Raw genomic sequence first — 22,855 nt, 5'->3', positions numbered from 1 at the left:
CGATCACTTTGGGAAGTTCCTGTGTGCTTTCTTCTGCCGACCCCGGCGAGGGCCCGGACCCCGGAGGCCCGGCGGGGGCATCCTGGCCCCATGGGTGATCAGCTACGGGAGACGGCAGCCGTCGCGCGGGCGCTCCGGGACGCGGTGCGCGGCGACGTGGACTTCGGCGCGGCGGCCCGCGCCCTGCACACCATGGACGCGTCCAACTACCGCCGCGTCCCCGTCGGCGTCGTGGCCCCGCGTGACGCGGTGGACGTGGCCGCCGCGCTGGCCGTGTGCCGCGAGCACGGCGTGCCGGTCGTCCCGCGGGGGGCGGGGACCTCCATCGCCGGGCAGGCGACCGGCACCGGCGTCGTGCTGGACCTCACCCGCCATATGAGGGGCATCATCGCGATCGACCCCGCGACGCGGACGGCCGTGGTCCAGCCCGGCGTGGTGCTGGACCGGCTGCGCGACGCGGCACGCCCGTACGGGCTCACCTTCGGCCCCGATCCGTCCACCCACAGCCGCTGCACCCTCGGCGGCATGATCGGGAACAACGCGTGCGGGTCGCACTCGGTGGCGTGGGGGACGACCGCCGACAACCTGCGCGAGCTGTCGGTCGTGACGTACGGCGGCGCCGGACTGCGCCTCGGACGCGGCGGACAGGGCGCGCCGGACGGACTGGACCGGCTGGTCCGCGAGCACCTGGCGGCCCTGCGCACCGGCTTCCCGCCCGGCCTCCCGCGCCGCATCTCCGGCTACGCCCTGGACGCCCTCCTTCCCGAGCACGGCACCGACGTCGCCCGCGCCTTCTGCGGCAGCGAGGGCACCCTGGGCGTGCTGACCGAGGCGACCGTACGGCTCGTCGAGTCGCCGCCCGCCCGCGCCCTCGCCGTCCTCGGGTACGCCGACGAGAGCGCGGCCGCCGAGGCGGCAGCCGGCCTCCTCCCGTACGGCCCGCTCACCGTCGAGGGCATGGCCGAGGACCTGGTCCGCGACCCGGCCGCCCGCGCCGCGCTGCCCCGGGGCGGTGCCTGGCTCTTCGCCGAGACCGGCGGTGCCACGTCCGGCGAGGCCCGTGCCCGCGCCGAGCGCCTGGTCCGGGCCGCCGACGCGCTGGCCGGCACGGTCGTCACCGAACCGGCCGCCCAGCGCGCCCTGTGGCGGGTACGGGAGGACGCCGCGGGGACCGCCACCCGCACCGCCGAGGGCGCCGAGGCATGGCCCGGGTGGGAGGACTGCGCCGTCCCGCCCGCCCGGCTCGGCGCGTACCTCCGCGACTTCCGCGCCCTGCTCGCCGCACACGGCCTGCACGGCACGCCCTACGGCCACTTCGGCGAGGGCTGCGTCCACGTCCGTATCGACTTCGACCTGGTCACGGACGACGGCGTCCGGCGCTTCCGGCGGTTCTCCGAGGACGTGGCCGACCTCGTCGTCGCCCACGGCGGGTCGCTCTCCGGCGAACACGGCGACGGCCAGGCGCGCGCCGAACTGCTGCCGAGGATGTACGGGGACGAACTGGTCGCCCTCTTCGCCCGGTTCAAGGACCTGTGGGACCCGGCCGGAGGCATGAACCCGGGCACGCTCGCCCGGCCCGCCCGCCTCGACGAGAACCTCCGCTTCGCCGTGCTGCCGCGCGAGCGCGTGGACGTCGTCTTCGGCTACCCCCACGACGGCGGCGACTTCACCACCGCCGTACGGCGATGCGTCGGCGTCGCCAAGTGCCGGGTGGACGGGCCGAGTCGGGGCCCCGGGGTGATGTGCCCGTCTTTCCGGGCGACGGGGGAGGAGCGGCACTCCACGCGCGGTCGCGCCCGGCTGCTGCACGAGATGCTCGCCGGCGAGGTGGTCACGGACGGGTGGCGGTCGACCGAGGTCCGGGACGCCCTCGACCTGTGCCTGGCGTGCAGGGGCTGCCGCAGCGACTGCCCGGTGGGGGTCGACATGGCCACGTACAAGGCGGAGTTCCTGCACCACCACTACGCGGGGCGGCCGCGCCCGGCCGCCCACTACGCGATGGGCCGCCTGCCTCGGTGGCTGCGCCTCGCGGCCCCCTTCGCCCGGGTCCTCAACACCGCCGCGCGGGTGCGCCCGCTCGCCGCCCTGGCCAAGCGAGTGGCGGGCGTGGCACCGGAGCGGGACCTCCCGGAGCTGGCGGCGGAGACGTTCACCCGCTGGTTCCGGCGGCGGGGGAGCGCGCCCGGCGACCTGCTCCTGTGGCCCGACACGTTCACCGAGTACCTGTCGCCCTCGGTGGGCCGCGCGGCCGTGACCGTGCTGGAGGCGGCGGGCCTCCGCCCCGCGCTGCCGGCCGCCCGGGTGTGCTGCGGCCTCACGTACGTCTCCACCGGCCAGCTCGACCACGCCCGGACCGTCATGCGCCGCACCCTCGACACCGTGGAACCCGCCCTGGGGACACCCGTGGTCGTCCTCGAACCGAGCTGCGCCACCGCCCTGCGGACCGACCTGCCCGAGCTGCTCCCCGACGACCCCCGCGCCCGCCGCCTGGCCGGCTCCGTGCGTACCTTCGCCGAGGCGCTGGAGGAGTACGCCCCCCACTGGCAGCCCCCGCGCCTGGACCGACCGGTCACCGGCCAGACGCACTGCCACCAGCACGCCGTCCTCGGCGACGCCGCCGACCGCCGCCTCCGCGCCCGCGCGGGCCTCACCGGCGACCTGGCCGGCGGCTGCTGCGGCCTGGCCGGCGACTTCGGCTTCACGCGCGGCCACTACGAGGTCTCGGCCGCGTGCGCCGAGGACCAGCTCCTCCCGGCCGTCCGCGCGGCCCGCCCCGGCACCGAGGTCATCGCGGACGGCTTCTCCTGCCGCACCCAGCTGGACCAGCTGGCGGCGGTGCGGGCCAGGCACCTGGCGGAGGTGTTGGCGGAGGGGCTCGGGGCCTGAGGGCGGCCCTTACGGTGGAAGGGTCGGTTCCGCTCTGGTTGGTACAGTATGTTGGACCAGGAGTTCAATCAGAAGTACCTCGTACTTCGTCGAGGAGAAAGTCGTGAGGGTCCCGGTGTGAACGACGCCGCCCGTACGGAGGCCGCCGCCCGTACCGCAGACGCCGCCTCCGTCGCGCTGCCCGAGACCGCTGCCGCGCACGCCGACGGTGCCGCGCGCCCGGACGGGGCCGTGCGGCGGCGAGGGGCTCTCGGGCCGGTCGCGCTGGTGGTGGCCGGCGGGCTGTCCGTGCAGTTCGGGTCGGCCCTCGCCGTGCTGCTCATGCCGCGCGCCGGGGCGCTCGGGGTGGTGACGCTCCGGCTGATCCTCGCCGCCCTGGTGCTGCTGGCGGTGTGCCGCCCCAAGGTGCGCGGGTACACCCGGGCGGACTGGGGGACGGTCCTGGCGTTCGGGGCCGTCATGGCGGGCATGAACGTCCTCTTCTACCAGGCCGCCGACCGCATCCCGCTGGGCGCCGCCGTCACCCTGGAGGTGCTCGGTCCGCTCGCCCTGTCGGTGATCGCCTCACGGAGGCTGGTCAACGTCGTGTGGGCCGGGCTGGCGCTGGGCGGTGTGCTGCTGCTGAGTGGCGGCGGGTTCGACCGGCTGGATCCGGTGGGCGCGGCGTTCGCGCTGGCGGCGGGCGTGATGTGGGCCGCGTACATCGTCTTCAGCGCCCGCACCGGGCGGCGGTTCCCGCAGGCCGACGGGCTGGCGCTCGCGATGGCGTTCGGCGCGGTGCTGACCCTGCCGCTGGGCGTCGCCGAGGCCGGGTCCAAGCTGCTGGTGCCCTCGACGCTCGGGCTCGGCCTCGCGGTCGCGCTGATGTCGTCCGTCCTGCCGTACACCCTCGAACTGCTCGCGCTGCGCCGGCTGCCCGCGCCCACCTTCGCGATCCTCATGAGCCTGGAGCCCGCCATCGCGGCGACGGCCGGGTTCCTCGTACTGCGTCAGGCCCTTTCCGTCACCGACGCCCTGGCGATCGCGCTGGTCATCGCGGCGAGCATGGGCGCCGTGCGGTCGCAGACGGCGAAAAAGTAAGCAAGCACGCTTGCTTGTTTCTCGGGGCGCTGCCATGCTCCGGGGCACGCACTGCCGTGTCCCCGGAGGGAGCGCACCGTGTCCCACGCCCTGCTCACCGATCTGCGCGACGAGAGCGAGGAGCTCGACCGGCTGGTCGCGGGCCTGAGACCGGACGGCTGGGCCACCCCCACCCCGGCGCCCCGCTGGACCGTCGCCCACCAGATCGCCCACCTCACCTGGACCGACGACGCGGCCCTGCTCGCCGTCACCGACGCGGACGGGTTCAGGGCCCACGCCGAAGAAGCGCTCAGGGCCCCCGGCACCTTCGTCGACGCCGGGGCGGAGGCGGGCGCCGCCGCACCCCCCGGCGAGCTCCTCGCCCGCTGGCGGGAGGGCCGCACCCGCCTCCACGCCGCACTGGCCGCCGCCCCCGCCGGCGCCCGCTTCCCCTGGTACGGGCCGCCCATGAGCGCTGCCTCGATGGCGACCGCCCGCCTGATGGAGACCTGGGCCCACGGCCGGGACGTCGCCGACGCCCTCGGCGTCACCCGCCCCCCGACCGCCCGCCTGCGGCACGTCGCGTGGATCGGCGTGAGGGCCCGCGACCACGCCTACGCGGTCCGGGGCCTGACCCCGCCCGACGAGCCCTTCCGCGTCGAGCTGACCGCCCCGGACGGCTCGGACGTGTGGGCGTACGGCCCCGAGGGCGCCACCCAGCGGATCACCGGGCCCGCCCTCGACTTCTGCCTCCTGGTCACCCGGCGCGCCCACCGCGCCGACGTGGCGGTACGGGCGGAGGGCCCCGACGCCGACCGGTGGCTCGACATCGCACAGGCCTTCGCCGGACCGGCGGGCCCCGCCCGCGCTCCCCGGACCCGGCCCGAGCCCGGACCCGGGCCCCGGACCCAGTCCCAGCCCCTGCCCGAGCCCGAGCCCGAGCCCCGGAGCCGGCCCGAGCCCCAGCCCCGGGCCCGGCCCTCCGGGGCCGCCTCGTGAAGCGGCCGCTGCGGATCGGCAACGCTTCCGGCTTCTACGGCGACCGCTCCGACGCGGTGCGCGAGATGCTCACCGGCGGCGACCTCGACGTCCTGACCGGCGACTACCTCGCCGAACTGACCATGCTCATCCTGGGCCGGGACCGCCTGAAGGACCCGGGGCTCGGCTACGCCAAGACCTTCCTGCGCCAGATGGAGGAGGGCCTCGGGCTCGCCCACGAGCGCGGCGTGCGGATCGTGACCAACGCCGGCGGCCTCAACCCGGCGGGCCTCGCCGCCGCGCTGCGTGCCCTCGCGGACCGGCTCGGCCTGCCGGAGGTGCGCGTCGCGCACGTCGAGGGCGACCAGCTGCCGGTGCCCGAAGGGGCGCTGACGGCCAACGCCTATCTGGGCGGCGGCGGCATCACGGAGTGCCTGCGCGGCGGGGCCGACGTGGTGGTGACCGGCCGGGTCACCGACGCGGCGCTGGTCAGCGGGCCGGCGGCGTGGTGGTTCGGGTGGGGGCCGGAGGAGTACGACCGGCTCGCGGGCGCGGTGGTCGCCGGGCACGTCCTGGAGTGCGGCACGCAGGCGACGGGCGGCAACTACGCGTTCTTCGCCCGCCACGACGTACGCCGGCCCGGCTTCCCGCTCGCCGAACTGCACGAGGACGGATCCGCCGTGATCACCAAGCACGACGGTACGGGCGGGGTCGTCGACGCCGGGACGGTCACGGCGCAGCTGCTGTACGAGACGGCGGGCGCGCGGTACGCGGGCCCCGACGTCACCGCGCGGCTCGACACCGTCCGCCTGGACCGGGACGGCCCCGGCCGGGTGCGGATCATGGGTGTGCGGGGCGAGGCGCCGCCCCCGACGCTGAAGGCCGGGCTGACCCGGCTCGGCGGCTGGCGCAACGAGGTCGTGTTCGTGCTGACGGGCCTCGACATCGAGGCCAAGGCGCGGCTGGTGCGCGAGCAGTTGGCGGGCTCCTTCGCCGAGAGCGCCGAGGTGCGGTGGGAGCTGGCCCGCACCGACCGGCCGGACGCCGACACCGAGGAGACGGCCAGCGCCCTGCTGCGGCTGGTGGTCCGGGACGCCGGCCCCGACGCCGTGGGCCGGGCCGTGAGCGGCGCGGCCGTGGAGCTGGCCCTCGGCAGTTACCCGGGCTTCCACGTCACGGCCCCGCCGGGGAAGGGCGCGCCCTACGGGGTGTTCGAGGCGGTGTACGTCGACCCCGGCACCGTCATGCACACCGCCGTACTCCCGGACGGCGAACGGGTGGTGATCCCGGCGGCGGTACGCACCCGGCCCCTGGAGCCCGTTGCCGAACCGCCCCTCCCCGAGCCCCTCCCGGCCGGTCCGGTGCGCCGCGCCCCGCTCGGGCTGGTCGCCGGGGCGAGGAGCGGCGACAAGGGCGGCGACGCCAACGTCGGGGTGTGGGCGCCCACGGACGAGGCGTGGCGCTGGCTCGCCCACACGCTGACCACCGACCGCTTCCGCGCGCTCGTCCCGGAGACCCGCGACCTGCCCGTCGCCCGGCACGTCCTGCCGAACCTGCGCGCGCTGAACTTCACCGTCACCGGACTGCTGGGCGAAGGCGTCGCCGCCCAGGCCCGGTTCGACCCCCAGGCCAAGGCGCTGGGCGAATGGCTGCGCGCCCGCCACCTCGACATCCCGGAGGCCCTGCTGTGACCGTCCTCCCCACCGCCCTCGACACCGCCGGGCCCGACCACGCCGCCCACCGCGAGGCCATGCTCGCCAAGCTCGCCGAGGTGGAGGCCGAGCACGCCAAGGCCTGTGCCGGCGGTGGCGAGAAGTACACCGACCGGCACCGGGGGCGCGGCAAGCTCCTCGCCCGTGAACGGATCGAGCTGCTCCTCGACCCCGACGCCCCGTTCCTGGAGCTGTCGCCGCTCGCCGCGTGGGGCAGCGACTACCCCGTGGGCGGGTCGATCGTCACCGGCATCGGGGTCGTCGAGGGCGTCGAGTGCCTGATCACCGCCAACGACCCGACCGTACGCGGCGGCGCGTCCAACCCCTGGACGCTGAAGAAGGCGCTGCGCGCCAACGAGATCGCGTACGCCAACCGCCTGCCCTGCGTCAGCCTCGTCGAGTCCGGCGGCGCCGACCTGCCGTCCCAGAAGGAGATCTTCATCCCGGGCGGGGCGCTGTTCCGCGACCTCACCCGGCTGTCCGCCGCCGGGATCCCCACCATCGCCGTCGTCTTCGGCAACTCCACGGCGGGCGGGGCCTATGTGCCCGGGATGTCCGACCACACCGTGATGATCAAGGAGCGGTCGAAGGTCTTCCTCGGCGGCCCGCCGCTGGTGAAGATGGCCACCGGCGAGGAGAGCGACGACGAGTCCCTCGGCGGCGCCGGGATGCACGCGCGCGTGTCCGGGCTCGCGGACCACTACGCCGTCGACGAGGCCGACGCGATCCGCCAGGCCCGGCGGATCGTGGCCCGTCTCAACCACCGCAAGGCGCACCCCGACCCGGGCCCGGCCGAGCCGCCGAAGTACGACCCCGAGGAACTCCTCGGCATCGTCCCCGGCGACCTCAAGGTCCCCTTCGACCCGCGCGAGGTCATCGCCCGGATCGTCGACGGCTCGGACTTCGACGAGTTCAAACCGCTGTACGGGCCGTCGCTCACCACCGGGTGGGCGTCGCTGCACGGCTACCCGGTCGGGATCCTCGCCAACGCCCAAGGGGTGCTGTTCTCCGCCGAGTCCCAGAAGGCGGCGCAGTTCATCCAGCTCGCCAACCAGCGGGACATCCCCCTGCTCTTCCTGCACAACACCACCGGCTACATGGTCGGCAAGGAGTACGAGCGGGGCGGCATCATCAAGCACGGCGCGATGATGATCAACGCGGTGAGCAACTCGAAGGTGCCGCACCTGTCCGTGCTCGTGGGCGCGTCGTACGGCGCCGGGCACTACGGCATGTGCGGCCGCGCCTACGACCCCCGTTTCCTGTTCGCCTGGCCCAGCGCCAAGTCCGCCGTGATGGGCCCCCAGCAGCTCGCGGGCGTCCTGTCGATCGTCGCCCGCGCCTCCGCCGCCGCCAAGGGGCAGCCGTACGACGACGAGGGGGACGCCGCGCTGCGCGCCATGGTGGAGCGGCAGATCGAGTCCGAGTCCCTGCCGATGTTCCTGTCGGGGCGGCTGTACGACGACGGCGTCATCGACCCGCGCGACACCCGCACCGTCCTCGGCCTGTGCCTGTCGGCGATCCACACCGCCCCGGTCGAAGGCGCGCGCGGCGGCTTCGGCGTCTTCCGGATGTGAGGACCACTCCATGATCTCTTCTCTCCTTGTCGCCAACCGGGCCGAGATCGCCTGCCGCGTCTTCCGCACCTGCCGGACGCTCGGCATCGACACGGTGGCCGTCCACTCCGACCCGGACGCGGGCGCCCTGCACGTCCGCGAGGCCGACGCGGCGGTACGGCTGCCGGGGGCGGTGCCCTCCGACACGTACCTGCGCGGCGAGCTGATCGTGGAGGCGGCGCTCGCGGCGGGCGCCGACGCGGTGCACCCGGGCTACGGGTTCCTGTCGGAGAACGCCGGCTTCGCGCGTGCCGTGATGGACGCGGGTCTGACGTGGATCGGCCCACCGCCGGAGGCCATCGAGGCGATGGCGTCCAAGACACGGGCGAAGGAGCTGATGGCGGCGGCGGGCGTCCCGCTGCTGGCCCCCGTCGACCCGGCTGCGGCCACCGGCGCGGACCTTCCGCTCCTGCTCAAGGCGGCGGCGGGCGGCGGCGGCCGGGGCATGCGGGTCGTCCGCGACCTGGCCGCGCTGCCCGGCGAGCTGGCGGCGGCGACCGCCGAGGCCCGGTCGGCGTTCGGGGACGGCGAGGTGTTCGCGGAGCCGTACGTCGAGCGCGGACGCCACGTCGAGGTGCAGATCCTCGCCGACGCGCACGGCACGGTGTGGGCGCTCGGCACCCGCGACTGCTCGCTCCAGCGGCGGCACCAGAAGGTCGTCGAGGAGGCCCCTGCGCCCGGTCTGGACGCCACCCTGCGCGCGACCCTCCACGCGTCGGCGGTGGCGGCCGCGCGGGCGGTCGGGTACGTCGGCGCCGGCACCGTCGAGTTCCTGGTCGCCGGCGACCGGGCGTACTTCCTGGAGATGAACACCCGGCTCCAGGTCGAACACCCCGTCACGGAAGCGGTCTTCGGCCTGGACCTGGTCGCCCACCAGCTCCGGATCGCCGAGGGAGCCGCGCTGCCGCCGGAGCCCCCCGCCCCCGAAGGCCACGCCGTGGAGGTCCGGCTCTACGCCGAGGACCCGGCCCGGGACTGGGCCCCCCAGACCGGCGTCCTGCACTCGGTGGACGTCCCGCCGGGTGACGGACTCCGGGTCGACACCGGGTACACCACCGGCGACACGGTCGGCGTCCACTACGACGCCATGCTCGCCAAGGTGATCGCCCACGCGCCCACCCGCGAGGAGGCCGTCCGCAAGCTGGCGCACGCCCTCGCGCGCGCCCGGCTGCACGGGCCGGTCACCAACCGGGACCTGCTCGTGCGGTCGCTGCGGCACCCGGACTTCGTGGCGGGGCGCCTCGACACCGGGTTCTACGAGCGGAACCTCGCCGCGCTGACCGCCCCCGCGCCCGGCGAGCAGTACGCGGCCGTCGCCGCCGCCCTCGCGGCCGCTGCCGCCCGCTCCGGCCGTTTCGGAGCCTTCCGCAACGTGCCGTCGCGGCCTCAGGCCGCCCGGTACGGCGACCACGAGGTGCGTTACCGCCCCACCCGGGACGGCGGGTTCACCGTCGAGTCGCACCCGCACGCGCGCGTGGTGGCCGTCTCGCCCGGCCGCGTGAGCCTCGAAGTGGACGGCGTCCTGCGGCGCTTCGAGGTGGCCGCGTACGGCGACGGCACCGTGCACGTGGACACACCGGGCGCCTCCTTCCGGACGGTCGTCCACCCCCGGTTCACCGACCCGGCCGAGCGCACCGCGCCCGGCTCGCTGCTCGCGCCGATGCCCGGCACCGTCGTCCGGGTCGCCGACGTGCGGACCGGCGCCCGCGTCGAGGCGGGGCAGCCGCTCCTCTGGCTGGAGGCGATGAAGATGGAGCACCGGATCACCGCTCCCGCCTCCGGCACGCTCACCGCGCTCCACGCCGCCCCCGGCCACCGGGTCGAGGTCGGTGCCCTGCTCGCCGTCGTACAGGAAGCACCGGAGAAGGAGACCGACCGATGAGCAGCGTCATCGAGACCGAAGAGCAGCAGTCCCTCCGTGCCGCAGTCGCCGCCCTCGGCCGCCGCCACGGCCGCTCGCACGACCCTGAGGCCCGCGACGCGCTCTGGGCCGAGGCAGGCAGGCTCGGCTACCTCGGTATCAACCTGCCCGAGGAGTTCGGCGGCGGAGGCGGCGGCATGGCCGAGCTGTCGATCGTCCTCGAAGAGCTGGGCGCGGCCGGCTGCCCGCTGCTGATGATGGTCGTCTCACCCGCCATCTGCGGCACCGTCATCGCCCGCTTCGGAACCGACGAGCAGAAGACCCGCTGGCTGCCGGGCCTCGCGGACGGCACCCGGACCATGGCGTTCGGCATCACCGAGCCGGACGCGGGCTCCAACTCGCACCGGATCACGACCACCGCCCGCCGGGCCGGGGACGGCTGGGTCCTCACCGGCCGCAAGGTGTTCATCTCCGGCGTCGACATCGCCGACGCCACCCTCGTCGTCGGCCGCGCCGAGGACGCCCGTACCGGCAGCCTCAAGCCCTGCCTCTTCGTCGTCCCGCGCGACGCCCCCGGCTTCGGCCGACGGCGGATCGACATGGAGCTGCACGCCCACGAGAAGCAGTTCGAGCTGACCCTCGACGGCGTGCGGCTCCCGGCGGACGCCCTGGTGGGCGACGAGGACGCCGGGCTGCTCCAGCTGTTCGCCGGACTCAACCCCGAACGGATCATGACCGCCGCGTTCGCCGTCGGCATGGGCCGGTACGCGGTCGCCAAGGCCGTCGAGTACGCCAAGGACCGCCAGGTCTGGAAGGCCCCCATCGGCGCCCACCAGGCCATCGCCCACCCCCTCGCCCAGGCCCACATCGAGCTGGAACTGGCCCGCCTGATGATGCAGAAGGCCGCCCACCTCTACGACGCGGGTGACGACCTCGGCGCCGGGGAGGCCGCCAACATGGCCAAGTACGCCGCCGCCGAGGCATGCGTGAAGGCCGTCGACCAGTCCGTGCACACCCTCGGCGGCAACGGCCTCACCCGCGAGTTCGGCCTCGCCTCGCTCATCACGGCTTCCCGAGTGGCACGCATCGCTCCGGTGAGCCGGGAAATGATCCTGAACTACGTGTCCCACCAGTCCCTGGGCCTGCCCAAGTCGTACTGACAGCCGTCCCGCCCCCCACCCGCGACGCGGCGCCGGCCCGCCCGGCCGCCGCGTACACGGCCGGGACCGGCGTGTACGACGAGGACGGCGACGGCGGCGACGGCGGCGACGAGACCCCCGGGGCGTACGTCGTCGGGCGGCCACGGCGTACGTCGTCGGGCGGCCCACGGCGAACGACCCGAGCGGCGGCGACATCATCGCCCGCGTGGCGGGGAAGGTCGCCCCGTACAAGAAGATCCGGCGCGTCGGCTTCACCGGCGGCGTGCCGAGGGCGGCGCCGGGAAGGACATCCGGCGCGAACAGAGGGAGCGGGAAGGCGCATGACGAGGCTCGTCACCACCGCGCACGAGCGGGGCATCACCACCCTGACGCTGGACTCTCCGGACAACCGCAACGCCCTGTCGGCGCGGCTCGTCGGCGAGCTGGCACAGGCCCTGGAGACCTGCGGCAAGGACCCGGCGGTACGGGCGGTGGTGCTCACCCACGCCGGATCCACGTTCAGTGCCGGCGCCGACCTGAAGGCGCCGCCCAGCCCTTACACGTTCGTGGCACTGCTGCGGGCGATCGTGGAGCTGCCCAAGCCGGTGGTGGCCCGGGTCACCGGGCACGTACGGGCCGGGGGACTGGGCATCCTCGGGGCGTGCGACATCGTGGCGGCGGACACGGGCGTGGACTTCGCGCTGACGGAGGTGCGGATCGGCGTGGCGCCGTCGGTGATCTCCCTCACCCTGCTGCCCCGCCTCGACGCACGGGCCGCCGCCCGCTACTACCTCACCGGGGAGAGGTTCGACGCGGCCGAGGCGGCGCGGATCGGGCTGGTCACCCTGGTCGGGGAGGACGTGGACACGGCTCTCGCCCCCGTGCTGGACGGGCTGCGCCGGGCGTCGCCACAGGGGCTGGCTGAGGCCAAGAGGCTGGTCACGGCTAGGGTGCTGGAAACCTTCGAGCGTGACGCGGAGGACTTCGTACAGCGCTCGGCCTCGCTCTTCGCCTCGGCGGAGGCACGCGAGGGGATGACGGCCTTCCTCGAACGACGGGACCCCGCATGGGTGGTGTGACGACTGCCGCGAAGGAGCCGAAGCAGGACCGCAGCCGGGCCACCCGGCAGCGGCTCCTCGCCGCGGCGGTCGCCTGCCTGGCGGAACACGGCTGGGCGGGCTCGACCGTCTCCGTCGTCGCCGAACGCGCCGGTGTCTCGCGGGGCGCGGCACAGCACCACTTCCCGACGCGCGAGGACCTGTTCACCGCGGCGGTCGAGTACGTCGCCGAGGAACGCTCCCAGGCGCTGCGCGCCCTGCCCGGCCAGGACCGCGCCGCCGTCGTCGCCGCCCTGGTCGGCCTCTACACCGGTCCGCTGTTCCGGGCGGCCCTGCACCTGTGGGTGGCCGCCTCCGACGAGGAGCAGCTGCGCCCCCGGGTGACCGAGCTGGAGGCCCGCGTCGGCCGCGAGACGCACCGCATCGCCGTCGAGCTGCTCGGCGCCGACGAGTCCCGGCCCGGTGTCCGCGAGACCGTCCAGGGCCTCCTGGACATGGCGCGCGGCCTGGGCCTGGCGAACCTCCTCACCGACGACACCGCGCGCCGCGAGCGGGTGGTGGCCCAGTGGGCGGCCCTGCTCGACGAGGCGCTCGGCTGACCGGCGGTACGCGGGACGGCGCCGCCCCGAGTGAGGGACGGCGCCGCCTCGCGTACCAGGGGCGTCAGCCGGCGATGTCCTCGTACCCGGAGATCTCGCGCGGGCTGCGCGGGCCGGGGCCCACGTACCGCGCGGACGGGCGGACCAGGCGGCCGGTGCGCTTCTGCTCCAGGATGTGGGCCGACCATCCGGCCGTGCGGGCGCAGGTGAACATGGACGTGAACATGTGCGCCGGGACCTCCGCGAAGTCCAGCATGATCGCGGCCCAGAACTCCACGTTCGTCGCCAGGACCCGGTCCGGGCGGCGGTTGTGCAGCTCCTCCAGGGCGGCCTTCTCCAGTGCCTCGGCCACCTCGAAGCGCGGCGCGCCGAGCTCCTTGGCGGTGCGGCGCAGCACACGGGCGCGCGGGTCCTCGGCGCGGTAGACGCGGTGGCCGAAGCCCATCAGGCGCTCGCCCTTGTCGAGGGCCTGGCGGACGTAGGCGCCGGCGTCCCCGGTGCGCTCGATCTCCTCGATCATGCCGAGGACGCGGGACGGCGCCCCGCCGTGCAGCGGGCCCGACATGGCGCCGACGGCGCCCGACAGGGCCGCGGCCACGTCCGCTCCCGTGGAGGCGATGACGCGGGCGGTGAAGGTGGAGGCGTTCATGCCGTGCTCGGCGGCGGACGTCCAGTACGCGTCGACGGCCTTGACGTGCTTGGGGTCGGGCTCACCGCGCCAGCGGATCATGAACCGCTCGACGACCGACTCGGCCTTGTCGATCTCGCTCTGCGGGACCATCGGCAGACCCTGCCCGCGCGCCGACTGGGCGACGTACGACAGCGCCATCACGGCGGCGCGCGCGAGGTCGTGGCGGGCCTCCTCCTCGTCGATGTCGAGGAGCGGTTTCAGGCCCCACACGGGCGCCAGCATGGCGAGCGCGGACTGGACGTCGACGCGGATGTCACCGGAGTGCACCGGGATCGGGAACGGCTCGGCGGGCGGCAGGCCGGGGTTGAACGCACCGTCGACCAGCAGGCCCCAGACGTTGCCGAAGGACACCTGGCCCACCAGGTCCTCGATGTCGACGCCGCGGTACCGGAGCGCGCCGCCCTCCTTGTCCGGTTCGGCGATCTCCGTCTCGAACGCGACGACTCCTTCGAGTCCGGGTACGAAGTCGGACATCAGGCGGCTCCTCGTGAGGTGGTTCGGCAGGTCGGGGTGTTTTCCGGTGATGCGGTGATGCCCCGTAAGGCTGGTGGTCATCCTCACCGTCGTAGGGAGGGAACAGTGACCCAGCCCATGAGTCTGTCGGGTTCACCGGATGCGGGGAAGCGTGACATCCGGCACACTGCGCCGAACCGGTCCAGCGGGATTAGTGGCACGCGGTGCCGGGCAGACTGGGGTGCTACGGCAGGATGATGCTGTGACAGACGCTCTCGATCCAGCAGCTCTCGATCCCGCCGACATGCGCGAGCAGTACCGCACCGCCGAGCTCACGGAGGCGGACCTCGCGGCCGAACCGATGGAACAGTTCGCACGCTGGTTCGCCCAGGCCACCGACAGCGAAGCGATCGTCGAGCCCAACGCCATGATCGTCTCGACGGCCACGCCCGAGGGCCGGCCCTCCTCCCGGACGGTGCTGCTGAAGCACTACGACGAACGGGGCTTCGTCTTCTTCACCAATTACGGCTCCCGCAAGGGCGTGGAGCTGGAGACCAACCCGTACGTCGCGCTCCTCTTCCCCTGGCACCCCGTCGCCCGCCAGGTCCTCGTCACCGGCACCGCGAGCCGCGTCGGCCGGGACGAGACGGCCGCCTACTTCCGCACCCGGCCGCACGGCTCCCAGCTCGGCGCCTGGGCGAGCGAGCAGTCCGCCGTGATCCCCTCGCGCGCCGAGCTGCTCGCCCGGTACGAGGATCTCGCGGCCCGCTACCCGGAGGGTGAGCAGGTGCCCGTCCCGCCGCACTGGGGCGGGTTCCGGATCGAGCCCGGCACGGTCGAGTTCTGGCAGGGCCACGAGAACCGCCTCCACGACCGGCTGCGGTACGTGTGCGAGGGCGGCACCTGGCGGATCGAGCGACTGGCGCCGTAGGCCCTACGCGAAGTCGACGGCCGCGAGCAGCGGTCCGCACACCATCAGCGCGTACTGGACGAACACCGCCCCGCGCCGCCCCCGGTGGCCCACCGCGTCGTGGGGCAGGCACATCGCCCAGAGCCCCACGAGTCCGGACAGGCCCAGGGACCACATGGCGAACGTCCCGAGAGGGCCGCTCGCGCCGTCGCCCACGTAGGCCTGCCGCAGCATCACCAGGACGGTCGCCAGGAAGGCGAACACCAGCAGCACCAGTCCGACCCCGGCGAAGACCCGCACGGCCGCGGTGCTGGGCGCGAAGGGGTCGCCGGCGGAGGGACCGGCACCGGCCGCGCCGGGCGCTCCCACCGTGCCGGCCGCGCCGGGCGCCGGGACAGCTCGGGCCGTGCCGGTGGCGCGGGGGCTGCCGGGCGTGGCGGTAGCTCCGGCCGTACCGGTGGTGCCGGGGGTGTCCGACACGCCGGTGGTGCCGGGGGTGTCGGTCGCTCCAGCCGTGCCGGTCGTGCCGGGCACGGCGGTCGCTCCGACCGTGCTGGTCGCGCCGGGGGTGCCGGGCGGGGCGGTCGTCCCGGCCGTGCCGGGCGTGTCTGCTGCGTTCACGCGGCCATCCTGCGCGGTGGCCGGCGGGGCGGGCATCGGCGCCGGTACTCAGGAACGCGGGGCCGGATACTCGAGCGAGCCCGCCGCGCGGCACGCCCGGACAGCGGAAACCCGCGGGCTCCGGCTCTCCTGACGGAGAGGCCGGCCGGATGTGCCGGCGAGCCCGCGGGTCGGTGACTGCTGGGATTGCGGCAGGAGGCCTGCCGACATTGCACAGGGTGCGACGACGGGCCTCAGCCCGCAGTCACCTCACGCATCCGAAAAGAAACCACTTCCGGATCACCTCCTTTCTTCGTGTGCCCCACACCCTAGGAACCCCGCCCGCGCCCCACAACCGGTTTTTCGCACCCGGTGATTTCGGGGAACCGGGTGTGCTCTGAGTCACGTTCCAGTTGAATGGCGGATGGCGTGCACGTGCACGTGAGTACACGTCCTGCAGGGGGTGCCGGGATGAGTGCGTCCAGGAGCGAGACCGCGAGGGCTCTGGGGCCCGGGGCGGATCTCCTCGCCGCGCTGCTCGACGGGATGGACGCCGCGCTGTGCGCGTTCGACGCCGACGGGGTGATCACCCACTGGAACCGGGAGGCCGAGCGGATCCTCGGGTGGAGCGCCGGGGAGGCCGTGGGGCGCAGCGGGTTCGCCGGGTGGGCCGTGCGCAGCGCGGACGCCGACGACGTGCACCGGCGTCTGATGGCCGTCATGGACGCGCCGGGCCGTCAGGTCCACGAGTTCGCCCTCGTCCGCAAGGACGGCGGGCGGGTGCTGGTGCGGACGCAGTCGGCCGGGGTGCGCGGCGCGGACGGCGGACCGGCCGGGGTGTACTGCGCGTTCAGCGAGGTGCACGCCCAGATCGACCTGGAGCGGTCGATCGCCCTGAGCGAAGCCCTCTTCGACGACGCCTCCTGGGGCGTCGTCCTCGTCGACGTCGACCTCCGCCCCACCGTGGTCAACGCCCACGCCGCGCAGGCCCTGGGCGCCTCCCGCACGTCGCTGCTGGGACGGCCGCTCGGAGAGCTGGTCGTGCAGGGTGTGGAGGAACTGGAGGGCGCCCTCCACCACGTACTGGCGGAAGGCGCGCCCCGGGCGCTCGTCGAGCTGTGGGTGACGCTCAGGACACCGGAGGGGGAGCGGCGGCGCTGTTGGCGCAGCGGCTTCCTGCGGCTGGCGTCCCCGCTCGCGGAGGAACCGGTGCCGCTGGGCATCGGCTGGCTGTTCCAGGACGTCACGGACGCGAAGCTGGCGGAACAGGAGGCCGACCGGCTCCGGTTCCGGACCAGCCAGCTGCACCGGGCGGGCAACGCCGCCGCGGAGTGCGAGGACCCGATGGAGGCGGCGGCCGTCCACCTGGACTTCGCGCTGGCCGGATTCGCCGACCACGCCCTGGTGGACCTGGTGGAGGGCGACCGCCTCGTACGGGCCGCGGCCTCCCCGGCCGGGGCGCCGGGCCCGGTGGCCCGCCTGCCCGGTGCCGGGATCCCGGTCCGGTACGCGGCGGGGCACCCCGCCCTGCAGGCCGTGGACCGGGTGGGTTCCGTGCGGGCGAGCGCCTCGTCATCGGCGTGGGCGGCCGAACGCCAGTGGCCCCGGGAGGCGGCGCACGCCCTGTGCACGGTGCTCCGCAGCCGTGGCCGGACGCTGGGCGTCGTGACCTTCCTGCGCTCCGGCAGCCGTCCCGCCTTCGGGCGCCCCGACGCGGTGTACGCCGAGAGCGTCGCGGTCCGGGTCGCCGCGGCGGTCGACCTCGCGCGCGGGGACGCCGGCTGAACGGGGCCCGCCCCCGCTCGCGGGCGCGTGCGCTGCCCCTAGTGGCGGAAGAAGATCCGGTCCGCGTACTCGCTCATCACGCGGCCGTTCCACTCGTGGCCGCCGTCGACGTTGCCCGAGCGCAGCAGCGGTGGCTCGATGCCGCGCGCCACCAGGGCCTCGGTGGCGGCCGCCATCACCGCCTGCATCAGGGCGCTGGTGACGACCGTGGAGGCGGGGGCGAACGGGGCGTCGACGCCCTCGTGGGTGAGCTCCGCGTCCCCCACGGCGATCTTGGAGTCCAGGACGATGTCGCAGTGGTCCTTGAGGAAGGTGCCCGACACGTGCCGCGACCGGGTCTCCTCCGCGTACGCCACCGACGTCACGCCGATGACCTTCAGGCCGAGCGCGCGGGCGTTCATCGCCATCTCGACGGGCAGGGCGTTGCGACCGGACAGCGAGACGACGATCAGTACGTCACTGGCCCTGGCGGGCGAGGAGTCGAGGACCGCACCGGCCAGGCCGTCCACCCGCTCCAGGGCGGAGCCCAGCGTCGCGGGCATGACGTCGACGCCGACGACCCCCGGCACGGCGAGCAGGTTCACCGGCGCCAGCCCGCCGGCCCGGTAGACCACGTCCTGGGCGGCGAGCGACGAGTGGCCGGCGCCGAACGCGAACAGCCGGCCGCCCTCGGCGACCGCGCCGGCGACGGCGGCGCCGGCGGCGGCGATGTTCGGGGCCTCCTCGTCCCGGACGCGCTGGAGCAGGCCGATCGCGGCGTCGAAGAACCGACCGGCGAGCTTGCTCTCGCCGCTGGTGTCAGGCATGGCGTCAGGCCCCTATCTCTGCGTGTCGCGGATCACGTTGCGGTCTGGACCATTGCTCTGTCAATACCGGCTTGTCCACGGGGCGGCACGGTTGTCGGCGCGATGCGCAAGAATTGAGTCAGGGCCAGCGCACGATTCTTTCGAGGGGCACGTATGTCCGGACTGATCGACACCACGGAGATGTATCTCCGCACCATCCTCGAGCTCGAAGAGGAAGGTGTGGTGCCCATGCGCGCCCGCATCGCCGAGCGGCTGGACCAGAGCGGGCCGACCGTCAGCCAGACGGTCGCCCGGATGGAGCGGGACGGCCTGGTGACCGTCGCGGGCGACCGTCACCTGGAGCTGACCGACGAGGGACGCCGCCTGGCCACCCGCGTGATGCGCAAGCACCGGCTCGCCGAGTGCCTGCTGGTCGATGTGATCGGCCTGGAGTGGGAGCAGGTCCACGCCGAGGCCTGCCGCTGGGAGCACGTGATGAGCGAGGCGGTGGAGCGCCGCGTGCTGGAGCTGCTGCGGCACCCCACGGAGTCTCCGTACGGGAACCCGATCCCGGGCCTGGAGGAGCTGGGCGAGAAGGCGGGGCCCGAGGCGTTCCTGGACGAGGGCATGGTGTCGCTGGCCGAACTCGACCCGGGCACGGAGGGCAAGACGGTGGTGGTGCGCCGCATCGGCGAGCCGATCCAGACGGACGCCCAGCTGATGTACACGCTGCGCCGCGCGGGTGTGCAGCCCGGCTCGGTGGTGAGCGTCACGGAGTCGGCGGGCGGTGTCCTGGTCGGCAGCAGCGGCGAGGCCGCGGAGCTGGGCGCGGACGTGGCGTCGCACGTGTTCGTCGCCAAGCGCTGACCCCTTCCGCCCGCTGACCCCCCGCCGGGTGGCCGGCGGCCCGTCGCCGTGCCCGGATGCGGCGATCGGTTTCACGCCGGGGTCCGGGACGTGGCCGGGAGCTGTTCCGGCGCCGCCGGCCTCCGCGCGATGACGGTCCGCGGGCGACGCCCGGACGCCCGCGCCGCAGGGCGGTGGTCCGGGGGCGGAACGCGCTTTCGAGCGGAACGGCAGCGCCGGGGCGGCTCCCGTGCCAGTCTTGGCTGAGGCATATGACCCGAGCGAGCGGCGGCCCGGGTTCCGCGCCCGGGGAGGGGGCAGGCGATGCGCCCTGAACAGGACGAGAGCCCCGGCGCCTTACGGCGCCGGGGCCCGACCTCCCCTGTGGTGACCCGGAGCCCCGAGCTCTCAGGGTCGTTCCCCTCGGACCGTTTTCCCCGAGCGGCCCGCCTCCCGATGAAGATCTCCCCTCGGCGGTGGCCGTCAATCCTTGAGTCGGGTCACTCGAACGAGCGGTGTTACGGGCGGGAGCCGTGTTTTCGAATGCAAGTTCGATAGTCTGGCTCGTGCGTGTGACAGAAGGGGGTGTCAGGACACATGGTGCGACGCATCGACCTGACCGGAGCCGACGGCTTAAACCTCGCCGCCTGGGAGTTCGCCGACCCGCCCAAGGGTCAGGAGTCCGGTGACGCCGACCGGGCGTCCGGGGTGCTGCTTCTCCACGGCCTGATGGGCCGCGCCTCGCACTGGGCCCCGACCGCGCGCTGGCTCTCCGAGCGGCACCGTGCGGTCGCGCTCGACCAGCGGGGGCACGGGCACAGTGGGAAGCCCGCCGAAGGCCCCTTCACCCGCGAGGCGTACGTCGCCGACGCCGTGGCCGCGGTCGAACAGCTGGGGCTCGCCCCGGTCACCCTCATCGGTCACTCCATGGGCGCCCTGACGGCCTGGCAGCTCGCCGCGGAGCGTCCCGACCTCGTGCGGGCCCTGATCATCTGCGACATGCGGGCCTCGGCCCTGGGCGCGGCGTCGCAGCGCGAGTGGGAGGACTGGTTCCGCTCCTGGCCGCTGCCGTTCGCCACGCTCGCCGACGTACGGAAGTGGTTCGGCGAGGACGATCCCCGGGTGGAGCGCCCGAACCCGGCTCGCGGCGAGTTCTTCGCCGAGGTCATGGCCGAGGGCCCCGACGGCTGGCGGCCCCTGTTCTCCCGCCGCCAGATGCTCACCTCCCGCGAGACCTGGGTCTACGACGCCCATTGGGACAGCCTCGGCCAGGTCCGCTGCCCCACCCTCGTCGTCCGCGGGCTCGACGGCGAACTGGGCCGCGCGGAGGCCCAGGAGATGGTCCGCGTCCTCCCCCGGGGGCGGTACGCCGAGGTCCCGGACGCCGGCCACCTCGTCCACTACGACCAGCCGGAGGGCTGGCGCGCCGCCATCACCCCCTTCCTGGAGGACGTCAGCCCCTGCTGACCGCCGCCAGGATCTCCGGCAGCCGGTCGGCGGTGCGTGGCGCGGCCAGTCGCAGGCCCGCCCAGGTCAGCAGCGCGCCCCAGGCGGTTCCCAGGGCCAGGAGGAGCAGACGCTCCGCCATCCCCCCACCCGTCACGTTCACCCAGACCGTGAGGGCGATCAGCGGGGCGCACAGCAGCGCCGCCGAGACCACGCCGAGCAGGATGGAGATCCACGCCAGCCCGGCCTGTCCCGGCGCCACGTTCTTGAACGCGCCGTCCTGCGGGATCGAGTACGGGAAGAGCGACGACGCCACCGCGCCCGCCCCCAGCATCGCCCCCAGCAGGCCGAACGACAGCCCCAGCGCCTCCGGCAAGGACCGCCAGTCGCCCAGTACCGCCGCGTTCGCGATGGTCACCAGCGCCACGAAGGGCAGGACGATCAGCAGCATGGCCAGTGCGCGCGCCCGCAGCTCCACATAGGCGTCCCGTGCCGAGGAGATCGTCATGGCGACCATCCAGAACGCCGAGGTGTCCTGGCCGAACTGGTTGTACATCATGAAGCCGAGCATCCCGGCGGCGAAGCACGCGAAGTACACCGACCCCGTGCCCTGCCACGCGTTGAACAGCGGCACGATCAGACCGATCGCCAGCGACGTCACCCACCCCGCCTTCGTCTTGGGGTCGCGGGCGATGTACCGCAGACTGCGCCGCATCACCGTGCCCGTACGGCCCTCGGGCCACAGGCCGGGCCGCGACGACGCCGGCTCACGCCGCGACGGGCCCGAGGCCACGGCCGACGTCGAACCGTCCGGGGCCGTCATCAGCTTCACCAGGCTGCGTCGCCAGGCGTACAGCAGCGCCCCCAGGCCCGCCACCGACAGCAGCAGCCCGGCCACGGCCTCCCCGTACGCGCCCTCGCCCGCCGCGCCGACGGCCGCGACCGCCGAGGCGGGCGGAATCCACCGCACCACCTCCGCCGCCGGATCCAGCGCCGACAGGCCACCCGCCTGCCCGAGCCGCTGCACGCCGAAGTTGACGAACTGCATCCCCACCGCGATCACCAGACCGCTCAGCACCGCCAGGTCCCGGCCCCTGCGGGACGTCAGCAGCCGGACGTTCCCCGCCGCGACCGCCCGCGCCAGCGCCACGCACACCAGCAGCACCAGCGGCACGGCCACCACCGCGACCGCCACGGCGAACGCCCCGCGCGCCAGCGCCACCGCCGAACCGACCGCCAGGCACAGCGTGAACAGCGGTCCGATCCCCACCAGCGAGGACACCAGCAGCGCCCGCACCAGCGACCCCGGGCGCAGCGGCAGCATCACCAGCCGCGTCGGATCCAGCGTCTCGTCCCCACTCGGGAAGAACAGCGGCATCACCGCCCACCCCAGCGCCAGCAGCCCCGTCAGCAACACCGTGACCGTGGCCGCGTGCTCACTGCCCCGCAGCAGCACCAGCCCCAGCAACTGCCCCGCCGCGCACAGCAGCGCCAGCACCGCGGAGGTGACGTACGCCGCCGTGCGCCCCGCCGACTGCCGCAGACCATTGCGCAACAGCGACAGCTTGAGCCGTACGAAGACCCCCGTCAGCGTCACCGGGCACCCCCCAGCCAGTCCAGCGACTCGCCCGCGTCCCGCCCCCGCGCGCCCACCAGCTCCAGGAACGCCGCCTGCAACGAGGGCGCGCCACCCCGCACCTCGGCGAGCGTGCCCTGCGCCCGGACCCGGCCCGCCGCCATCACCGCGACCCAGTCGCACAGCGACTCCACCAGCTCCATCACATGACTGGAGAACACCACCGTCGCGCCCGAGACCGTGTACCGCTCCAGCACCCCGCGGATGGTCTGCGCCGACACCGGGTCCACACCCTCGAACGGCTCGTCCAGGAAGAGGACTTCCGGGTTGTGGAGGAGAGCCGCGGCGAGGCCGATCTTCTTGCGCATACCGGTCGAGTAGTCCACGACCAGCTTGTGCTGCGCCCCCGCCAGGTCCAGCACGTCCAGCAGCTGGGCCGCCCGCTTGTCGACCTCGTCCCCGGGCAGCCCCCGCAGCCGCCCGGTGTACGCGAGGAGTTCCCGCCCCGACAGCCGCTCGAACAGCCGCAGCCCCTCCGGCAGCACCCCGATCCGGGCCTTCACCGCGGCCGGGTCGCGCCACACGTCGTGCCCCACGACCTCGACCCGGCCCTGGTCGGGACGGAGCAGTCCCGTCACCATGGACAGGGTCGTCGTCTTGCCCGCCCCGTTCGGCCCCACCAGCCCGATGAACCGGCCCGCCGGAAGCGTCAGATCGATCCCGGCGACGGCGATCTGCTCGCCGAACCGCTTCCACAGTCCCTCGACCCGCACCGCGGGTGCGAGAGCCTCCGCCATCTGGTCCGGCATGGTCACTGCCTCCCGTAGTCCCCGTGTGTACGCGAGTCAGCCTACGTAC

Annotated in this window: 18 protein-coding genes; 13 read left to right on the top strand and 5 right to left on the bottom strand. The window is 74.4% G+C overall.

Features of this window, described 5'->3' with window-relative positions; all coding sequences use genetic code 11:
* The first annotated feature begins 90 nt into the window (after window positions 1-90).
* The 9 genes from ABD347_RS06195 to ABD347_RS06155 all read left to right on the top strand — a co-directional run bounded on the left by ABD347_RS06195 (window position 91) and on the right by ABD347_RS06155 (window position 12,905).
* A complete protein-coding gene (locus ABD347_RS06195; protein WP_344357391.1) occupies window positions 91-2,886 on the top strand; it encodes an FAD-binding and (Fe-S)-binding domain-containing protein in 2,796 nt (931 codons plus the stop codon).
* A 117-nt stretch (window positions 2,887-3,003) separates the two neighbouring features.
* On the top strand, window positions 3,004-3,966 hold the full coding sequence (locus ABD347_RS06190) for an EamA family transporter (RefSeq protein WP_344357389.1): 963 nt from the start codon (window positions 3,004-3,006) through the stop codon (window positions 3,964-3,966).
* Window positions 3,967-4,044: 78 nt separating this feature from the next.
* A complete protein-coding gene (locus tag ABD347_RS06185) occupies window positions 4,045-4,944 on the top strand; it encodes a TIGR03084 family metal-binding protein (RefSeq protein ID WP_344357387.1) in 900 nt (299 codons plus the stop codon).
* On the top strand, window positions 4,941-6,614 hold the full coding sequence (locus ABD347_RS06180; protein ID WP_344357385.1) for an acyclic terpene utilization AtuA family protein: 1,674 nt from the start codon (window positions 4,941-4,943) through the stop codon (window positions 6,612-6,614). The genes ABD347_RS06185 and ABD347_RS06180 overlap by 4 nt, the downstream gene beginning before the upstream one ends.
* A complete protein-coding gene (locus ABD347_RS06175; protein ID WP_344357382.1) occupies window positions 6,611-8,209 on the top strand; it encodes an acyl-CoA carboxylase subunit beta in 1,599 nt (532 codons plus the stop codon). The genes ABD347_RS06180 and ABD347_RS06175 overlap by 4 nt, the downstream gene beginning before the upstream one ends.
* 10 nt (window positions 8,210-8,219) lie before the next feature.
* The gene (locus ABD347_RS06170; protein WP_344357380.1) at window positions 8,220-10,130 is read left to right on the top strand and encodes an ATP-binding protein; all 1,911 of its coding nucleotides are present in this window, start codon (window positions 8,220-8,222) and stop codon (window positions 10,128-10,130) included.
* The gene (locus ABD347_RS06165; RefSeq protein ID WP_344357378.1) at window positions 10,127-11,269 is read left to right on the top strand and encodes an acyl-CoA dehydrogenase family protein; all 1,143 of its coding nucleotides are present in this window, start codon (window positions 10,127-10,129) and stop codon (window positions 11,267-11,269) included. Before ABD347_RS06170 ends, ABD347_RS06165 begins: the two co-directional genes overlap by 4 nt.
* 320 nt (window positions 11,270-11,589) lie before the next feature.
* A complete protein-coding gene (locus ABD347_RS06160; RefSeq protein ID WP_344357376.1) occupies window positions 11,590-12,327 on the top strand; it encodes an enoyl-CoA hydratase family protein in 738 nt (245 codons plus the stop codon).
* Entirely contained in the window at window positions 12,315-12,905 is a 591-nt protein-coding gene (locus ABD347_RS06155) for a TetR/AcrR family transcriptional regulator (protein ID WP_064067455.1), read from the top strand. The genes ABD347_RS06160 and ABD347_RS06155 overlap by 13 nt, the downstream gene beginning before the upstream one ends.
* Before the next feature lie 64 nt (window positions 12,906-12,969).
* Here ABD347_RS06155 and ABD347_RS06150 read toward each other — a convergent pair whose 3' ends face one another.
* Entirely contained in the window at window positions 12,970-14,070 is a 1,101-nt protein-coding gene (locus tag ABD347_RS06150) for a citrate synthase 2 (RefSeq protein WP_344357888.1), read from the bottom strand.
* Between the two features lie 283 nt (window positions 14,071-14,353).
* Between ABD347_RS06150 and pdxH the strand changes: the two genes are divergently transcribed.
* Window positions 14,354-14,980 carry a pyridoxamine 5'-phosphate oxidase gene (pdxH, locus tag ABD347_RS06145; protein ID WP_344357885.1) on the top strand — a complete coding sequence of 209 codons (627 nt, stop codon included), beginning with the start codon at window positions 14,354-14,356 and terminating at the stop codon, window positions 14,978-14,980.
* 3 nt (window positions 14,981-14,983) lie between these two features.
* Here the strand turns inward: pdxH and ABD347_RS06140 are convergent, their stop codons facing one another.
* Window positions 14,984-15,580: a hypothetical protein gene (locus ABD347_RS06140; RefSeq protein WP_344357373.1), complete on the bottom strand. Its 597-nt coding sequence runs from the start codon at window positions 15,578-15,580 to the stop codon at window positions 14,984-14,986.
* Between the two features lie 450 nt (window positions 15,581-16,030).
* On the opposite strand from ABD347_RS06140, the gene ABD347_RS06135 reads away from it, so the two are divergent.
* Window positions 16,031-17,344 (top strand): PAS domain-containing protein, encoded by a 1,314-nt coding sequence (locus ABD347_RS06135; protein WP_344357371.1) that lies wholly within the window; start codon window positions 16,031-16,033, stop codon window positions 17,342-17,344.
* A gap of 38 nt (window positions 17,345-17,382) precedes the next feature.
* Here the strand turns inward: ABD347_RS06135 and ABD347_RS06130 are convergent, their stop codons facing one another.
* The gene (locus ABD347_RS06130) at window positions 17,383-18,150 is read right to left on the bottom strand and encodes an SIS domain-containing protein (RefSeq protein ID WP_344357369.1); all 768 of its coding nucleotides are present in this window, start codon (window positions 18,148-18,150) and stop codon (window positions 17,383-17,385) included.
* Between the two features lie 153 nt (window positions 18,151-18,303).
* Between ABD347_RS06130 and ABD347_RS06125 the strand changes: the two genes are divergently transcribed.
* Both ABD347_RS06125 and ABD347_RS06120 read left to right on the top strand, forming a co-directional pair.
* Window positions 18,304-18,996: an iron-dependent transcriptional repressor DtxR gene (locus ABD347_RS06125; protein WP_344357367.1), complete on the top strand. Its 693-nt coding sequence runs from the start codon at window positions 18,304-18,306 to the stop codon at window positions 18,994-18,996.
* Window positions 18,997-19,572: 576 nt separating this feature from the next.
* On the top strand, window positions 19,573-20,442 hold the full coding sequence (locus ABD347_RS06120) for an alpha/beta fold hydrolase (protein WP_344357365.1): 870 nt from the start codon (window positions 19,573-19,575) through the stop codon (window positions 20,440-20,442).
* Here ABD347_RS06120 and ABD347_RS06115 read toward each other — a convergent pair.
* A complete protein-coding gene (locus ABD347_RS06115; protein ID WP_425575590.1) occupies window positions 20,429-22,036 on the bottom strand; it encodes a transporter in 1,608 nt (535 codons plus the stop codon). The two genes, ABD347_RS06120 and ABD347_RS06115, sit on opposite strands and share 14 nt — an antisense overlap.
* Window positions 22,015-22,806 carry an ABC transporter ATP-binding protein gene (locus ABD347_RS06110; RefSeq protein ID WP_344357361.1) on the bottom strand — a complete coding sequence of 264 codons (792 nt, stop codon included), beginning with the start codon at window positions 22,804-22,806 and terminating at the stop codon, window positions 22,015-22,017. Before ABD347_RS06110 ends, ABD347_RS06115 begins: the two co-directional genes overlap by 22 nt.
* Window positions 22,807-22,855 lie beyond the last annotated feature (49 nt).

It is taken from the genome of Streptomyces gobitricini (assembly GCF_039532985.1).
Taxonomy (GTDB): Bacteria; Actinomycetota; Actinomycetes; order Streptomycetales; family Streptomycetaceae; genus Streptomyces; species Streptomyces gobitricini.
The sequence above is the reverse complement of the archived record's forward strand: the minus strand, read 5'-3'. Positions and strand labels throughout refer to the sequence as shown.